Origin of the sequence: Bradyrhizobium sp. ORS 285 (genome assembly GCF_900176205.1) — a bacterium.
Classification (GTDB): Bacteria; Pseudomonadota; Alphaproteobacteria; order Rhizobiales; family Xanthobacteraceae; genus Bradyrhizobium.
In genome coordinates, this window is sequence record NZ_LT859959.1 from 1,158,185 (window position 1) to 1,173,149 (window position 14,965).

Genomic DNA, 14,965 nt, shown 5'->3' on the forward strand with positions numbered 1-14,965 from the left:
CGTCATCTGGAAAGAGATTTCAGAGCTGCCGACGCGCTTTGACAAGCTCGATCAGGTTGTCGATCCCGAAGTCGGTCAAGGCCATGACGCCATCGTCACCAGCGCCGTAGACCCAGATGACGCCATCCTCGATGTCCAATTCGCTGGCGACGTCGTGCAACCATTCCTCATCTTCGCCGAGGTCCTGGGCAACCTTGGCGATGGTGGTGACATGGTGAACTTTGTTGACGTGCGTGGTCATGCTGCTCGGGTGGAGAGCGCTGCGGCCTGAGGCGTCCAGTTCCAGGGCAGCAGTTCGTCGAGCTGTTGGGACGGGTGAGCGGCAATCCGGTCAATGACATCGGTCAGCCAGGCTTGCGGATCGATCCCGTTCATTTTGGCGGTGACGATCAGGCTGTACATCGCAGCTGCGCGCCGGCCGCCGCGATCGGACCCGCAGAAGAGCCAGGATTTTCGACCAAGGGCGATGCCTCGCAGACCGCGCTCGGCGGCATTGTTGGAGAGGCACACACGACCGTCATCGAGGAACAGCGTGAAGCTCGGCCATCGCTTCAGCACGTAGTTGAATGCCTTGGCAAGGTCGTGCCCCCGGGCGAGCTTGGCGAGTTGCTCTTGCATGTAGAGCCGCAGGTCTTCGGTCAAAGGCCGACTGAGCGTCTGCCGTGCTTCGAGACGCTCCTGCGCGCTTTTGCCATTGATGGAACGCTCGATCTCGAACAACGCATCGATCCGGCGCACGACCTCGATTGCGATCGGAGAAAGCGGGATCTCCTTCTTGCCCGCAGCCTTGCGGCGCGCATTCTCCTCCAGATCGGCCATGGCAAAGAACGGGCGCGGCGCATGCGCCCAGCACGACGCCTCGTGGATCGGTCCAGGGCCGCGTCCAGCCAGATAGAGCTGGTTATAGCCGTCATAGGCGTCGGCCTGCAGGATGCCGGTATACCGCGCCAGATGCGCCTGCGGATGCTCGCCCTTGCGATCACGCGAGTAGTAGAACATCGCTGCCGGCGGGTCCGCACCACCGAACGGCCGGTCGTCCCGGACATAGATCCAGCACCGCCCCGTGTCAGTCTTTCCCTTGGCCAGCACCGGCACGGTCGTATCGTCGGCATGAAGGCGCTCGGCCGTCATGACATGCGCTTCAACCAGGCGCAGCAGCGGGTCCAGCGACGCACAGACCGACCCCACGGCATCCGCCATGGTCGAGAGCGCTATCGGCACGCCCTCCAGCGCGTAGCGCTCGGCCTGGCGGTTCAAGGGCTGATGCTGACCGAACTTCTCGAACATGATCATCGCCAGCAGGCTCGGCCCGGCCCATCCCCGCGCCACGGCATGGAACGGCGCCGGCGCCTGGCTGATCTTCTCGCAGTCCCGGCAGGAGAACTTCTCCCGCACCGTCTCGATCACCTTCCATTGGCGCGGCACCACCTCCAGCGTCCGCGTCACGTCCTCGCCGAGCTTGCGCAGCCGCTGGCTGCCGCAGCATTCGCAAGCCGCCGGCGGCTCGATCACCACCCGCTCGCGGGGCAGATGTTCGGGGAAGGTTTGTCGCTCGGTGCGCTTGCGCGTGAAGGCGCGGACCGTGCTGGTCTTCACCGCGGCGCGTTCCGCCGCAAGCTCGTCCTCGGTGGCGCCAGCTTCCTGCTCTTCGAACGTCAGCGCCAGTTGTTGAGCAGGCGTGATGAACGCTCCGACCGCTGCCCGTAGATCTGATGCCTCAGCTTGGCGATCTGCAGCTTCTGGGACGCGATCAGGGCTTCGTCTTCCGATGCCTTGGCTCGGGCAGCCGCAAGCTCGGCAGCGACCTCCAATCCCTTCGCGCGCTCGGCCCCCAACGCCTGTTTCAGGGCGACGACGTCATCCGGTCCAGCATCGCAATCAGCTTTCATGCGACGTAGTGAATCACAGATCAGGCCGGTTGGAACTCCCTAAATACCGGAATCCGCAACTATCTCTGCTCAGCCTGCGCTTTGTGGCCGCCATGTCAGCTGCGGATTCCTCCAATCGATCGCCTCAAGCATGTAGGCCATCTGCGCGGCCGAGATCGACACCGCGCCATTGGACACCGAAGGCCAGATGAACTTTCCTCGGTCGAGGCGCTTGGCGTAGAGCGACAAGCCGATCCCGTCATGCCACAGGATCTTGACCAGATCCCCGCGACGGCCGCGGAAGATGTAGAGATCGCCGGCGTGGGGATCTCGCTTCAAAATCTCCTGGACCATCAGGGCCAGGCTCTGCATGCCACGGCGCATGTCCGTGTGGCCGGTCGCAATCCAGACCTTGACGCCGCTCGGGATCGGAATCATCGCGGCCTCAAAAGGTCGAGAATGCGCCGAAGTGCCTCGGTGTCTACGTCGCGGTCGACGCGCACGCAGCAGTCGTCCAGTTCGATCTCGATCTTTCCGGCCCGCATGCTCGGTGCGGCACGCGATGGCGACGGTGGTGATGGCACCCTCGTCAAGTCGTCAGCCTGCGACGACACGATGGCGACAGGAACGATAGCCGGCACAGCCTCGGCACCCAGCCGGCCCTGCCGCGCCTGCCGGCGCCAGGTGAACAGCAGGCTCTGAGCCACCCCATGCCGCCGGGCAACTCCGCAGACGGTCTGCCCGGACTGCATCGTCTCCTCGATCAGACGAACCTTATCCTTATAACTCCATCGACGCCGCCGTTCGGCGCCCAAAACTTCCATCTGCATCGCCGCATGACCTCAAGGCTGGACTTAAGGCCATATCCGTAGGGTGCCGGTCACGCCGAACAAGGCGGCCTACGCCGGAGCGATACGCTGATCTCGGCCTTGCGGCAGATGTCCGTGACCGGCACGCCGTCGTTGCCCTGCTTCAGATGAACGCCTTCTGGGCGTACGAAAACTTCGAGGCCTTCATCGTCTTCCGCTCTTCCCAGCCGGGGAATCGGCAGCGCAAGACTCTAGCCAAAAATGGTCCAGTTTCCCGGCCTCAGATCAGTTGCGTCGCCACGAGATCTACCATCACCTTTGCCGGAAGGAAGCCCAGTCCCGACCCGGCTTCACTCCGTTCAGCGTGGAACAGACGCAGCCACTTGAGAAGCAAAGAACGAGAGATGCCGTACCGCCGGGCTGTCGCCGAAACCTGCCGATTTCCCTACAGGCTCTCCATCACGATCCTGGGCTTCTCATCCTCAGACCAGCGCCGCCGCCCCATCTCGCCCGCTTCAAGCCGCCCGATCCGGGCTCTGTTCTTATCTCTGTCCATAAGGACAGTTCTCAGCAACCACGCCAAATTACCAAGGCGGTCTCACTAAGATTTTCGACTCATCTGCATGGGCACAAAATGAGAAGCGGGCGCTAGCGCCCGCTTCTCCCTTTACCAAACTAGGCAGAACCTCGTCCCTTAGCAGATTACGTTGCTGCCTCCGTCAATCATCCCATGATGAACCGGTGTTCTCGTTCCTGTCGATAATCGCCTGGTTGACACGACGTCCAGATCGATCCACCCAACCAGCGTCCGGCTGCTCATAAATTGTCTGCGCCCCGTCGGATGTGAGCTGGTCAAGTGTACGGCCTGCGTTTGACTGCTGAACCTTCAGATTGTTCTTGCCATCGAATCCGTCTGCAAGACCTTCTACGACAATCGCGTTGTCGCCATTCGTGATGGTTAGTTTCGACGCCATAGTCTTTCCATTTCCGATATCGACGGTGTCAATCGTGATCTTGGTGCCATCCTCGAGCTGAAAGGTCATGTCTTTCTTAAAGTCAAAATCGGCCTTGCCGTCACCATCGGTATCAACATGCGGGTCACCTTTTATCGTTGTGACTTTACCCGTCTCGTTGTTGCGAATTCGGACGGTTCCGTCCCTTTCGTTGACGGAAAGCGAATACTTGTCACCCAGCTTAATCTCAGCCCTTCCACCCCTGACCTCATGCGACCACACGGGAGTCGGCTGAGCAGCCGGCGCAGCCACATGGACAGCTGCAACGGGTAGCATTGCAAGCGATGGCGGCGGAGGCGGCACAAAGAAGACAGGGAGAGAAGGGGCCGCATTCGCATACTGATAGTTGCCCGGTCCGCGCCCCTGCTCGCCGGCCGTAATACTCTCCTGATTTACCGAGCGGCCCATTCCATCGACCCAGCCCTGCCCGCTTTCATGGATGGTTTGGGAGCCATCAGAAGTTAGCTCATCGAGACTCAGGCCTGCATTGGACTGCGTCACTCTCAGATTGTTTTTGCCATCCCTATCGTCGCCGAGCCCCTCGACAACGATCGAATTGTGGCCATTTGTAATGGTTAGCCTCGAGGAGATCGCCTGGCCATTACCATAGTCAACATTATTGACGGTAATCTTTGTACCGTCATCAAGCTGAAATGTCATATCTTTCTTGAAGTCAAAGTCATCACGACCGTCCCCATCGGCATCAACATGGGGATCACCATGAATGACGGTAACGTGACCAGTCTCGTTGTTTCGAACGGTCCAAGTACCATCCTTCTCATTGGCCGTAATAGTATACCTGTCGCCGAGACGGATCGTAGCCTCGCCATCCTTGACGTCATGCGTCCAGACAGGATCAACTGAAGACTCAGAATTCTGATTGAGCTGACTTGTCAGCATGATCGGCGGCGGAGGAGCCATCATGTATGCTTGCGCACCAACAACCGCCGGCGCCACCGCCACAGGAGCAACCCCCACAACACCAGAGCCAATCAGCCCCGGCGAAGCCACAGGAAGATATGGGTAGCTCGTCGGCGAATACTGCCCCAACAAAGCATTAAAGGAGGGAGCGACAAAAACGCCCTCCGGAACCACTCCACTCATCGAGTCGGACGATACCACCACAGGCGCACCGGCCACCGGAAGATACGGCATTAGTTAACTCCTATTTCGCACGAACGGCAAGACTGCAAGAACACACGTTCAATCGCTAAACACACCCGCTTCACCCGAAGGAGAAAGTGTCACCAACCTATCCGGCGAATAACGAGACCTTCGGTAAGGAGCGCGGCCCATCGCCACCCCCCCCTCCTATCGCCCACACTTGGGAACGACACGAGCACATCACACGAACCTAACTCTCGACCTATGTAACCCAACGACCTGTCGAAAAGCTGACGGTGATGAGAAGGAAACGCCGACACTCCTCCTTGCACCTCAAAGAGTGAGAATATTCGTCGTTTCCGACAAATCTTGCTGTCGATGGGTTGGGCTCGAGAAGCTGTCGCTCGAGTAAATGGGTAAGGAGCTTGCTTTGTGGCACGATGCGGTGAGATGCTTGGTCGGGGCGTTGGGCAACAGGCTTCGCCGTCATGCCCTGGCTTCAGCGCTCAACGCGAAGAGGCGAATCATGTTGCGGGCAAGCGCAAGCCCCCGCAGCTATATCCGAGCCTTGACCCGGCACACGGAGCGACAGCTGCCGCAGACCCATGTGGCGGGCCGGGGCGTTGTACAATCGTGTTGAGCACGCAGCCGGTAGAGCGCCTCGTCTGTCTTCCCTTGCTCGGTCTTCATACGTTCCCGCCAGTCAGCGACGCCGACACCACCACCCTTCTTTTGAGCATAAAGGGAGCCTCCGTGCTTGGTCTGCCCCGGCGGGCGCCACATCTTGATTCGTTGGCCTGGGCACACTCGATGCCATCGATCTTGCTGAAGCCCCCATCGACCAGGAAATTGCGGGAATTGTAACCCTTGGCCTGCACGGCCTCGATCCCGATCTGAACCGGTGGCATCGATGTCGAAGGCGATGACCACCCTATACGCGGGCGCCGATATGATTTCTATGTTGTAGGAAGGTGCGCCAGCCGCCATCTTGATGACCCGCGTCTCGGAGTCGGTGGTGGAAGCGCGAGGCTTCCTTCCGCTTGGCCAGTTCCTTCTTGTCGGTCTTTTCCCGCCGCTCCCGTTCGGCTTCCAGCTGCTTCATTCGTTGTTTGGCTGCTTTGATCTCCGCCTCGCGTTCGCGAGCACCTCGCTCCTTGGCTGCGCGCTGACGTCGATCGCCGGCAGCTGCACGCAGGCGTTCTACCCGCCTCTGTGCCACGGCGATTAGAGCGCGTTGTTTTTCTTCAGAATCGGATTCCCAAGGGAGGCAATCTCTGATTCAAGCTTCATGCTGGGGTGCGGAGGCCAGCATGGATGACGCGACCGTATTCGGAAGATATCCGTGAGGTTGCTCTGGCGCGGGCAGATGCCGGCGAGAGCGTGCGCTCGATTGCAAGCTGTCTCCAGATCAGCCCGTCCTGCATCCCGAAATGGAAGAAGCTGAGGCAGGAGACCGGCAATATCACACCTGGCAAGATCGGCGGTCACAAGAAGCCAGTTCTATCTGGAGACAACGCCGATTGGTTGCGTCAACGCATCCGCTCGGGGCCTTTCACGCTGCGTCAACTGACAAAGGAGCTGGCGGCCCGCGGGATAAAAACAGATGTTCGCGCGGTGTGGACCTTCGTACATGCTGAAGGGCTGAGCTATAAAAAAAACGATCCGCGCAGCCGAACAGGATCGCCCAGACGTCGCTCGTAAGCGGACGCGCTGGAAAGCTCACCAGGACAAGATTGACGTCTCCCGCCTGGTCTTTATCGACGAAACTTGGATCAAGACCAACATGGCGCCGCTCCGCGGCTGGGGGCCACGCGGACAACGTCTGGACGCGTCCGTTCCCTTCGGCCACTGGAAGACCATGACCTTCATCGCGGCCCTGCGCCATGATCGGATCACGGCGCCGTGGGTCATTGACGGTCCCATTAATGGCGAACTCTTCACACTCCATGTTGAGAATGAATTGGCTCCGACCTTAACCAAGGGAGACATCGTGATCCTCGACAATCTCGGAAGTCACAAAGGAAAGCGAGCTCGCGAAATCATCCGCGCCAGAGGAGCGCATTTGCTCTTCCTGCCGCCCTATAGCCCCGACCTCAATCCGATCGAGCAGGTCTTCGCCAAGCTCAAGCACCTCATGCGAGCTGCAGAACCGCGCACTATCGAGGAAACTTGGCGAAAGGCCGGAAGGCTCCTCGACCTCTTCTCCGCGGAGGAGTGTGCGAACTATCTCAAAAACTCAGGATATGTTTCCGTATAAAAACATCATGCTCTCTAGACCATGGTCATCGGCCGTCAGGCGCTGATGATGCCGCAGCCCGTTGATATGGACGGCCAGCAGGCCCTTTTTATAGATGACCGATCGCGCGATTTCATACCTGACCCAAGGTCGGTACCAGGTCTCGGTGCCGACAAGGACGCAGACGGTGGAAGCGTGAACCATGCCGGTTCGAATGAGATTCTTGAGCCCTTCGGGATTCTTGCGCTGTACCGATTCCCACAGACTGCGGTCGAAGAACTGGCGCTTGTCTTCGCGGCCGGGAGCGTGGATCTTCCAGGCGTTGCGAACGTTGTTGACGCGGATGATGTCGGCATAGTGGAAGGAGAAGAATCCTTTCCGCTTCACCGTGGCGGGAGCGTAGACCGGCGGCGGTTTGGTGGGCGGGGCGGGGCGGGCGAGGCGTTGAGGGCTGTCCGATGAGGCCGAACAATCCTGCCAAAGTATCTTGTGGCGCAGTTGCGGGGGCGGGTGGAGTCGCGAACAGGGAGCCCAATGCCCAGCCGAACTGTGATTCGGCTTTGGGCGGAGTCGAGTTGCCGAGCAACGCATTCGCCAGCGCATCTTTGTCATAAGAGCTTGTCATAGACCTGCCTTGCGATGACTACCGCCGTGATCGCTACGATCGCGAGCGGTACGTAAAATCCGGCGACCAGCTGAAGAACGCAGACCAGTATGACGAACCAGGGTCGGTCTTTTTGGCCATGTTGAAGCTCGGAGACCTATCCCAGCCTTCGGCAGCGACCGTATCGAAACTCTGCGGGAAGCGGCGCTCCAGCTGGAGATAGCGCGCATCAAGGAAAGTGAAGGCCGTGATCGGCACCAGGGTCAACAGCGCTACGACGGGACGCGAAGGGTAATGGCGAAGCCGGCGATGGCAACCGAGATGGTGACGCAGTAGTTTTTCAGGGTGGCGCATTAAGACGACATGCGACTCACCACCGCCTGGATCATTTCCAGGTGTTTCACCCTCAGATCCGCAACCTTTTCGGGAGACAGCTGCATAGTGTCAGGCTAGCCCGTACAGGGAACGCCGACAACGCGATTCCTGGAACAATCCCAGGTTTTCAATAGAAAAGGGCCCGGGAGCAAGCGCTCAACCGGAGCCTTGAAAGACTTGCCCCGAAGGTATGCAAGAGCACAGACCATGCGGGGCCTATAGTGATATATTAGGGCATAAGATCGATAAATTCAAGGGTTTTGAGAGGGCTATGCCAACTTTTACAGAGGCGATTTCAGCCGACCGATTCAGTACCTACCGGCTTTGGGCCGGCCAGGATGAAGACCTCGCCAAGCGCCTATGCACCTTTAACGTCCAGCCTTCCGAGTCTCTGTATGGGCCTTTACATATGCTTGAGGTGGCGCCGCGCGTTGCCGACCGCAAGCTGACCGCAAGCTGACCGCTGTCTACGGCGTGGATTGGTTGGACGACCCCCAAGCTCTCCGGCACCATTACCGGCCGTATTGCGTAACCAAGGCCCGCGACCAACTGACGCGCGATCGAGAGGCGGGAACCCACGGAGAGATGGTAGCCGAACTGAATTTCGGTTTCTGGAGTTCGCTTTTCGGCAGGCACAGCAATCACCTTTGGCAGCATCTGCGGCCGATCTTCCAGACCAGCGGCATTCAGCGGAAAGACATTGCCGTCCAGCTCGAAAATTTGCGGGCTTTGAGAAATCGCGTCGCGCACTATGAGCCGATACTGGCGCTTCCATTGGCGCAACGCTATGCGGACATCACCACCCTCACAGGCTGGTTGTCCCCCAGCGCCGCGGCTTGGACAAACGTGGCCTCCAAGTGGACTGGTCTATATCCTGGGGTTCCCATCCTTATCGTCGATCCGGCGACGAATTCGACACAGGTCTCCAACGGCGTTCTGCAGTTCCTGCCGGTGATATGATCCCTCATGTTTGGAGCGATCAGGCGATCCGAAAGGAAGCTAAACTTCTCATTTGTTTCATGAACCGTCGATCCTCCGCACAGAGGTTTGCCCGTGATTAAGTTCTCAATGGATGGCAAGGCGCTCGATCCCCGCAACCTTAAGGATGCCGTCATGGCATCGGCTTTAGAAAGCGTTGGCAAACAGATCCGCGAGAAGCTTGGGAATGTTCGCGATCCTGACCTGCCACCGAAGTTTCATCCAGCAGAATTTAGAGTCCGAGTGGGTTTGCAGTGAGGCCGAGCTTTGGACCACCCAGAACTAGAGTTTTGCGCTCTGATACGGTGGCGGGCTGGTTGCGCCATCGTGGTTTTGCAGCAGAATCGGCGGTTTGTTGCCGATCGCGCCGTGCGGCCGTTCTTCGTTGTAGGACCTGCGCCAAGTCTCCACTTTTTCCTCGGCATCCGCAAGCGTCAGGAACCAATGGGCATTGAGACATTCCTCCCGGAAGCGTCCGTTGAACGCCTCGATGAAAGCATTGTCCGTCGGCTTGCCGGCCCTGGAGAAGTCCAGCGTGACGCCGCGCTGATACGCCCAGACGTCGAGATCGCGCGACACGAACTCGGTGCCTTGATCGACACGGATCGTTGCCGGGAATTCCACTTCATTGCAGACTCCTTCCAGTATCTCCACGACATCGGTGCCGCGGAAAGTGAACCGAGGTGTCAGCGCTGGCGAGAATCGGGAGAAGATGTCGACGATCGTGAGCACCCGTAGCTTACGTCCGGTTGCCAACTGATAGTGGACGAAGTCCATCGCCCAGGTCTCGTTCGATCGCGTCGCCGGCCTGCGATCATCCCGCAACTTGGCCCTGACTCGACGCTTCGGCGCCTTGTTGCGTAATTGCAGGCCCAATTCGCGATAGACCCGCCGCGTCTTGTTCTGCCCGTGGCGCCATCCTTCGCGACGAAGCACGACGTGAATGCGGCGATAACCGTAGCGGACGCGAACCTGACAGATCTCCCTGATCCGTTGTTCGAGGGCGGCCTGGTCGGAGCGACGGGATCTGTAGTGGTAGGTCGACCTGTCGAACTCCAGGGCCTCGCAGGCCCTGCGGATCGACACCTGCCACTTGCCGCAGATCTCGTCGACGAGCTTGCGCTTCCGACTAGGCTTCACAGCTTTCGGCGGATCATGTCCTGCAGCATCTCCTTGTCGAGCGACAGATCGGCCACCAGCTTCCTCAGCTTGCCGTTCTCGTCCTCGAGCTGCTTCAGCCGCCGCATCTCGGTCGGCAGCAGCCCGTCGTACTTCTTCTTCCAACTGAAATAGGTCGCTGGGCTGATCTCGGCCTTGCGGCAGATGTCCGTGACCGGCACGCCGTCGTTGCCCTGCTTCAGATGAACGCCTTCTGGGCGTACGAAAACTTCGAGGCCTTCATCGTCTTCCGCTCTTCCCAGCCGGGGAATCGGCAGCGCAAGACTCTAGCCAAAAATGGTCCAGTTTCCCGGCCTCAGATCATGCGTGGCGTAGTTATCCATGACCAAGCGAACGTCGAGCTCAGACGTCACTCTCGCTTCAATCTCGTCGAGGAGCTTGTGGAACTCGGCTGCGCGCAGGCGCCCCTGGCATTTGCGAATCACTCGTGGTGAGACGTTGAGGCCTACGACATCGCGCACCCTGACCACGAAGTTCGGATCGGTCGAGAGCTTGAACGTCGCCATCCGGTGCGGCTGGAGGCCGAAGGCCCGCCAGATGCGTCGTACCGTCGATACGGATAGGCCGCTCGCCTTCGCCATGTCCCGAGGGCTGCAATGAGTGGCGTTCTCAGAGCAATTCTCCAGCGTTCTCACGATCACGGCTTCGATGCGGGCCTCGTCAATCGTGCGAGGCGCGCCGAAGCGCGGCTCATCATGCAGCCCGGCCACGCGCTGCTCCAAAACCCCCTCGCCACTTGCCTACTGTGTCCCGCTCCACGCTTAGCTTCGCCGCCCCATCCTTGTTCTGACCGCCTTCCGCGCCGGTCAGCACGATCGGGCTCTCAAAGCCAGCACCTGCGCCGTCTTCCGCCGCTTCGTCAGCGACGTCAGTTCGGCGCGATCGTCATCGCTCAATATCAGGAGGGGGCAAGGTGCTGAACCGCCACTGCAGCCTCCGTCGCTGTTTGCCTCAATTCTGGCACAGCGACGCAACTCCACTGCAAATCCATGAATGCAAACTTGTGACTCGTGACACCAAGGTTGTTCCATCAGGACATTTAATGAGCACACCACGAAATGTCACCGATGAGCAGAATTCAAGGCAAAGATCGACGGCCAAATGCGAACCGCGCGAATCTTCGTTATGGAAGCAGCAACGCAAGGCGAAGAACGACGCAGCCGTTGACGACAACTCTGACGTGCCCGGCGAGCCCAAAAGTGCGAGATGCTAAAATGTTTCGGAGATTTGTATGAAGGCGAGCCGGCAACCTCAAAAATCATAAACGGTAGCTATGCACGGAGCCACTTGCCACTTTCTCTTGAGCATTTAATCTCCTTCTGTCCATTTATAGCCGCTTATTGCTCTTTTCACCCGACGACCCTTCTCAGACGTCGATACGGTGCGCACCATCGCATGGCCGGCTTTTGCGGAACCACCCGCATTAGTCCGACATCATTATTCGTCAGCTTCTTGCAAGCTCCCCCTGTTAGCAGGACAGAAACACGTTGTCGCACAACGCCGCCGCTATATGGATTTAAGGGCATGGATGCAGGCCTAAACAATACCGCAGCAAAGCCGCCGGAAGCTGACGCAAATACTGATAGCGCTCTAGACGGTCACGAAAAATCGTCTACAATGTTATTGCAGCGGGCATTCGAGAAAGCCCTGGTATCAGCCGCCACCCAAGTGATAACCGATTGCCAGTCAGATATGGATGATGGCATGAGCGAGCTCGATGATGGGTGAACGCGAAACCTCCTGCTTCAGTGAGAAGGCTCGGCCTGTAAGCTGAGCATGGGTACTCGCTTCATTCTAACCTGCCACCGAAGTTTCATCCAGCAGAATTTAGAGTCCGAGTGGGTTTTGCAGTGAGGCCGAATTTTGGACCACCCAGAACTAGAGTTTTGCGCCCTGATCACGGTGGCGGACTGGTTGCGCCATCGTGGTTTTGCAGCAGAATCGGCGGTTTGTTGCCGATCGCGCCGTGCGGCCGTTCTTCGTTGTAGTACCTGCGCCAAGTCTCCACTTTTTCCTCGGCATCCGCAAGCGTCAGGAACCAATGGGCATTGAGACATTCCTCCCGGAAGCGTCCGTTGAACGCCTCGATGAAAGCATTGTCCGTCGGCTTGCCGGCCCTGGAGAAGTCCAGCGTGACGCCGCGCTGATACGCCCAGACGTCGAGATCGCGCGACACGAACTCGGTGCCTTGATCGACACGGATCGTTGCCGGGAATTCCACTTCATTGCAGACTCCTTCCAGTATCTCCACGACATCGGTGCCGCGGAAAGTGAACCGAGGTGTCAGCGCTGGCGAGAATCGGGAGAAGATGTCGACGATCGTGAGCACCCGTAGCTTACGTCCGGTTGCCAACTGATAGTGGACGAGGGTCGTGTCCCCGGGCGTGGTGTAACTCGGTAGAGCAAAGCCGTCCGCCCGCGCGCTCCCCCATAGCGCTGTAGCGGGTGGACGGCTTTGCGGTGGTCACCGGCGATTGCCCGGTAGGGTCGGGTTGCTGACACCAACCTGATTCGAGGAACCACCGATGACCGACGAGATGATGAACCTTCGCGCACTCGTGGAGAAGGCCCCGGACGCGGATCTTCTGCGCGAGATGATCGGCTTTGCAGCGCAGCGGTTGATGGAGATGGAAGTCGCCGGGCTGACCGGGGCGGCCTATGGCGAGAAGAGCTCCGAGCGTCTGGCGCAGCGCAACGGCTACCGTGACCGGACCTGGGAGACGCGGGCCGGTTCGGTCGAGCTGCGCGTTCCCAAGCTGCGCAAGGGAAGCTACTTCCCGGGCTTCCTGGAGCCGCGCCGGATGGCCGAGAAGGCGCTGACCGCCGTGATCCAGGAAGCCTACGTCCAGGGCGTCTCGACCCGTTCGGTCGACGACCTCGTGCAGGCGATGGGGATGAGCGGCATCTCCAAGAGCCAGGTGAGCCGGCTCTGTGGCGAGATCGACGACAAGGTGAAGGCCTTTCTCGCCCGTCCGATCGAAGGCGACTGGCCGTATCTGTGGATCGACGCCACCTACGTGAAGGTGCGCCAGAACGGGCGCATCGTCTCGGTCGCGGTTATCGTCGCGATCGGCGTCAACAGCGACGGCCGACGCGAGGTGCTGGGCATGGACGTCGGCCCGTCCGAGGCCGAGACGTTCTGGACCGCGTTCCTGCGCAAGCTCACACGCCGTGGACTGCGTGGCGTGCAGCTCGTGATCTCGGATGCTCACGAGGGCATCAAGGCCACCGTCGCCAAGGTGCTCAATGCCACCTGGCAGCGTTGTCGCGTTCACTTCATGCGCAACGCTCTCGCTCATGCCGGTAAGAGCGGGCGCCGCGTGGTCTCCGCCTTCATCGCCACGGCCTTTGCCCAGGACGACGCCGAGGCAGCCAAGGCGCAATGGCGCAAGGTCGCCGACCAGATCCGTCCCAACGTGCCCAAGCTCGCCGCCCTCATGGATGAGGCCGAGCCTGACGTGCTCGCCTATATGAGCTTCCCGGCACAGCACCGCGCCAAGCTGCACTCGACCAATCCAATCGAGAGGGTCAATGGCGAGATCAAGCGCCGCACCGAGGTCGTCGGCATCTTCCCAAACGAGGAAGCAATCGTCCGTCTCGTCGGTGCGATCCTGCTCGAGCAGAACGACGAGTGGGCCGTCCAGCGCGCCCGCTACATGACTCTGGAAACCATCGCGCCTTTGAGCGATGATCCCATTGCTGGCCTGCCCGCCGTGGCAGGCTGACCAGCTCGGCCCGCACCGGAATCGCCCGGTGATCCACCATGCCAGCTACACCACTCTATGGGACACGATCGTGGACGAAGTCCATCGCCCAGGTCTCGTTCGATCGCGTCGCCGGCCTGCGATCATCCCGCAACTTGGCCCTGACTCGACGCTTCGGCGCCTTGTTGCGTAATTGCAGGCCCAATTCGCGATAGACCCGCCGCGTCTTGTTCTGCCCGTGGCGCCATCCTTCGCGACGAAGCACGACGTGAATGCGGCGATAACCGTAGCGGACGCGAACCTGACAGATCTCCCTGATCCGTTGTTCGAGGGCGGCCTGGTCGGAGCGACGGGATCTGTAGTGGTAGGTCGACCTGTCGAACTCCAGGGCGTCGCAGGCCCTGCGGATCGACACCTGCCACTTGCCGCAGACCTCGTCGAAGAGCTTGCGCTTCCGACTAGGCTTCACAGCTTTCGGCGGATCATGTCCTGCAGCATCTCCTTGTCGAGCGACAGATCGGCCACCAGCTTCCTCAGCTTGCCGTTCTCGTCCTCGAGCTGCTTCAGCCGCCGCATCTCGGTCGGCAGCAGCCCGTCGTACTTCTTCTTCCAACTGAAATAGGTCGCTGGGCTGATCTCGGCCTTGCGGCAGATGTCCGTGACCGGCACGCCGTCGTTGCCCTGCTTCAGATGAACGCCTTCTGGGCGTACGAAAACTTCGAGGCCTTCATCGTCTTCCGCTCTTCCCAGCCGGGGAATCGGCAGCGCAAGACTCTAGCCAAAAATGGTCCAGTTTCCCGGCCTCAGATCACCAGCGGAGTTCGTCGACGTCGTGCTGAGCAGATCAGACGGCGACGCGCCGAACGATTGTGTCGTTCCGCCAGCGCCGATCTGCGGCAATCCGTCCGCACGCGCGATGGTGACATTTTGACGCGCGATCAGAAGACAGTCGACGGCCTTCTCGATATCGAGATTGTTGGATAGACCGCGATCGATCAGGTTCCGCAATTCCTTGTTGTCGACTTGACGCCACCAAGCCACGAACCGGGTGGGTACAGGTGTTGTCGATCCGGTCGTGAAACGATCCGGGAGGCC

General features: G+C 59.7%; 14 protein-coding genes and 4 pseudogenes. 5 read left to right on the plus strand and 13 right to left on the minus strand.

What is annotated here, in order from left to right:
* Positions 1-19: 19 nt before the first annotated feature.
* The 6 genes and pseudogenes from BRAD285_RS05065 to BRAD285_RS36105 all read right to left on the minus strand — a co-directional run.
* Complete coding sequence (locus BRAD285_RS05065; protein ID WP_087877584.1) at positions 20-241, minus strand: hypothetical protein; 222 nt, start codon at positions 239-241, stop codon at positions 20-22.
* Positions 238-1,889 (minus strand): IS66 family transposase gene (locus BRAD285_RS05070; RefSeq protein WP_157681658.1). Its coding sequence is split into 2 segments (ribosomal slippage): positions 238-1,673 and positions 1,673-1,889, totalling 1,653 coding nucleotides; the frame shifts between segments, so codons are not numbered across the junction. Before BRAD285_RS05070 ends, BRAD285_RS05065 begins: the two co-directional genes overlap by 4 nt.
* A gap of 69 nt (positions 1,890-1,958) precedes the next feature.
* Positions 1,959-2,306, minus strand: a complete 348-nt coding sequence (gene tnpB / locus BRAD285_RS05075; protein WP_087877585.1) for an IS66 family insertion sequence element accessory protein TnpB — start codon at positions 2,304-2,306, stop codon at positions 1,959-1,961.
* Positions 2,303-2,692, minus strand: a complete 390-nt coding sequence (locus BRAD285_RS05080) for a transposase (RefSeq protein WP_157681659.1) — start codon at positions 2,690-2,692, stop codon at positions 2,303-2,305. The genes tnpB and BRAD285_RS05080 overlap by 4 nt, the downstream gene beginning before the upstream one ends.
* Positions 2,693-3,396: 704 nt before the next feature.
* On the minus strand, positions 3,397-4,845 hold the full coding sequence (locus BRAD285_RS05085; protein ID WP_006614046.1) for a DUF1521 domain-containing protein: 1,449 nt from the start codon (positions 4,843-4,845) through the stop codon (positions 3,397-3,399).
* 435 nt (positions 4,846-5,280) lie between these two features.
* A pseudogene (locus BRAD285_RS36105) lies at positions 5,281-6,022 on the minus strand (IS5/IS1182 family transposase); the annotation flags it as partial.
* A gap of 86 nt (positions 6,023-6,108) precedes the next feature.
* Between BRAD285_RS36105 and BRAD285_RS35170 the strand changes: the two are divergent.
* Positions 6,109-7,051 (plus strand): IS630 family transposase gene (locus BRAD285_RS35170; RefSeq protein ID WP_087877595.1). Its coding sequence is split into 2 segments (ribosomal slippage): positions 6,109-6,444 and positions 6,446-7,051, totalling 942 coding nucleotides; the frame shifts between segments, so codons are not numbered across the junction.
* On the opposite strand, the gene BRAD285_RS35175 is transcribed toward BRAD285_RS35170, so the two are convergent.
* Positions 7,031-7,417, minus strand: coding sequence for a TIR domain-containing protein (locus BRAD285_RS35175; protein WP_157681660.1), 387 nt, complete (start codon positions 7,415-7,417; stop codon positions 7,031-7,033). The two genes, BRAD285_RS35170 and BRAD285_RS35175, sit on opposite strands and share 21 nt — an antisense overlap.
* 1,177 nt (positions 7,418-8,594) lie before the next feature.
* Between BRAD285_RS35175 and BRAD285_RS35985 the strand changes: the two genes are divergently transcribed.
* Positions 8,595-8,969 carry a hypothetical protein gene (locus tag BRAD285_RS35985; RefSeq protein ID WP_197696971.1) on the plus strand — a complete coding sequence of 125 codons (375 nt, stop codon included), beginning with the start codon at positions 8,595-8,597 and terminating at the stop codon, positions 8,967-8,969.
* A 93-nt stretch (positions 8,970-9,062) separates the two neighbouring features.
* Complete coding sequence (locus BRAD285_RS35180) at positions 9,063-9,245, plus strand: hypothetical protein (RefSeq protein ID WP_157681661.1); 183 nt, start codon at positions 9,063-9,065, stop codon at positions 9,243-9,245.
* Between the two features lie 24 nt (positions 9,246-9,269).
* Here BRAD285_RS35180 and BRAD285_RS05125 read toward each other — a convergent pair whose 3' ends face one another.
* The 3 genes and pseudogenes from BRAD285_RS05125 to BRAD285_RS05130 all read right to left on the minus strand — a co-directional run bounded on the left by BRAD285_RS05125 (position 9,270) and on the right by BRAD285_RS05130 (position 10,876).
* Positions 9,270-10,271 carry an IS3 family transposase gene (locus tag BRAD285_RS05125; RefSeq protein WP_244563580.1) on the minus strand — a complete coding sequence of 334 codons (1,002 nt, stop codon included), beginning with the start codon at positions 10,269-10,271 and terminating at the stop codon, positions 9,270-9,272.
* Positions 10,238-10,327 (minus strand): annotated as a pseudogene (locus BRAD285_RS36110) (transposase); the annotation flags it as partial. The pseudogene BRAD285_RS36110 and the gene BRAD285_RS05125, both read right to left, overlap by 34 nt.
* Positions 10,328-10,432: 105 nt before the next feature.
* The gene (locus BRAD285_RS05130; RefSeq protein WP_087877591.1) at positions 10,433-10,876 is read right to left on the minus strand and encodes a helix-turn-helix domain-containing protein; all 444 of its coding nucleotides are present in this window, start codon (positions 10,874-10,876) and stop codon (positions 10,433-10,435) included.
* A gap of 814 nt (positions 10,877-11,690) precedes the next feature.
* Here BRAD285_RS05130 and BRAD285_RS05135 point away from each other — a divergent pair.
* Positions 11,691-11,894, plus strand: coding sequence for a hypothetical protein (locus BRAD285_RS05135; RefSeq protein WP_035646282.1), 204 nt, complete (start codon positions 11,691-11,693; stop codon positions 11,892-11,894).
* Between the two features lie 169 nt (positions 11,895-12,063).
* On the opposite strand, the pseudogene BRAD285_RS05140 reads toward BRAD285_RS05135, so the two are convergent.
* Positions 12,064-12,531: pseudogene (locus BRAD285_RS05140) on the minus strand (integrase core domain-containing protein); the annotation flags it as partial.
* A gap of 160 nt (positions 12,532-12,691) precedes the next feature.
* Here BRAD285_RS05140 and BRAD285_RS05145 point away from each other — a divergent pair.
* Positions 12,692-13,891, plus strand: coding sequence for an IS256 family transposase (locus tag BRAD285_RS05145; RefSeq protein ID WP_087877558.1), 1,200 nt, complete (start codon positions 12,692-12,694; stop codon positions 13,889-13,891).
* Between the two features lie 61 nt (positions 13,892-13,952).
* On the opposite strand, the pseudogene BRAD285_RS05150 reads toward BRAD285_RS05145, so the two are convergent.
* Positions 13,953-14,601 (minus strand): annotated as a pseudogene (locus BRAD285_RS05150) (transposase); the annotation flags it as partial.
* Between the two features lie 43 nt (positions 14,602-14,644).
* Positions 14,645-14,878, minus strand: coding sequence for a TolC family protein (locus BRAD285_RS36115; protein WP_244563581.1), 234 nt, complete (start codon positions 14,876-14,878; stop codon positions 14,645-14,647).
* Positions 14,879-14,965 lie beyond the last annotated feature (87 nt).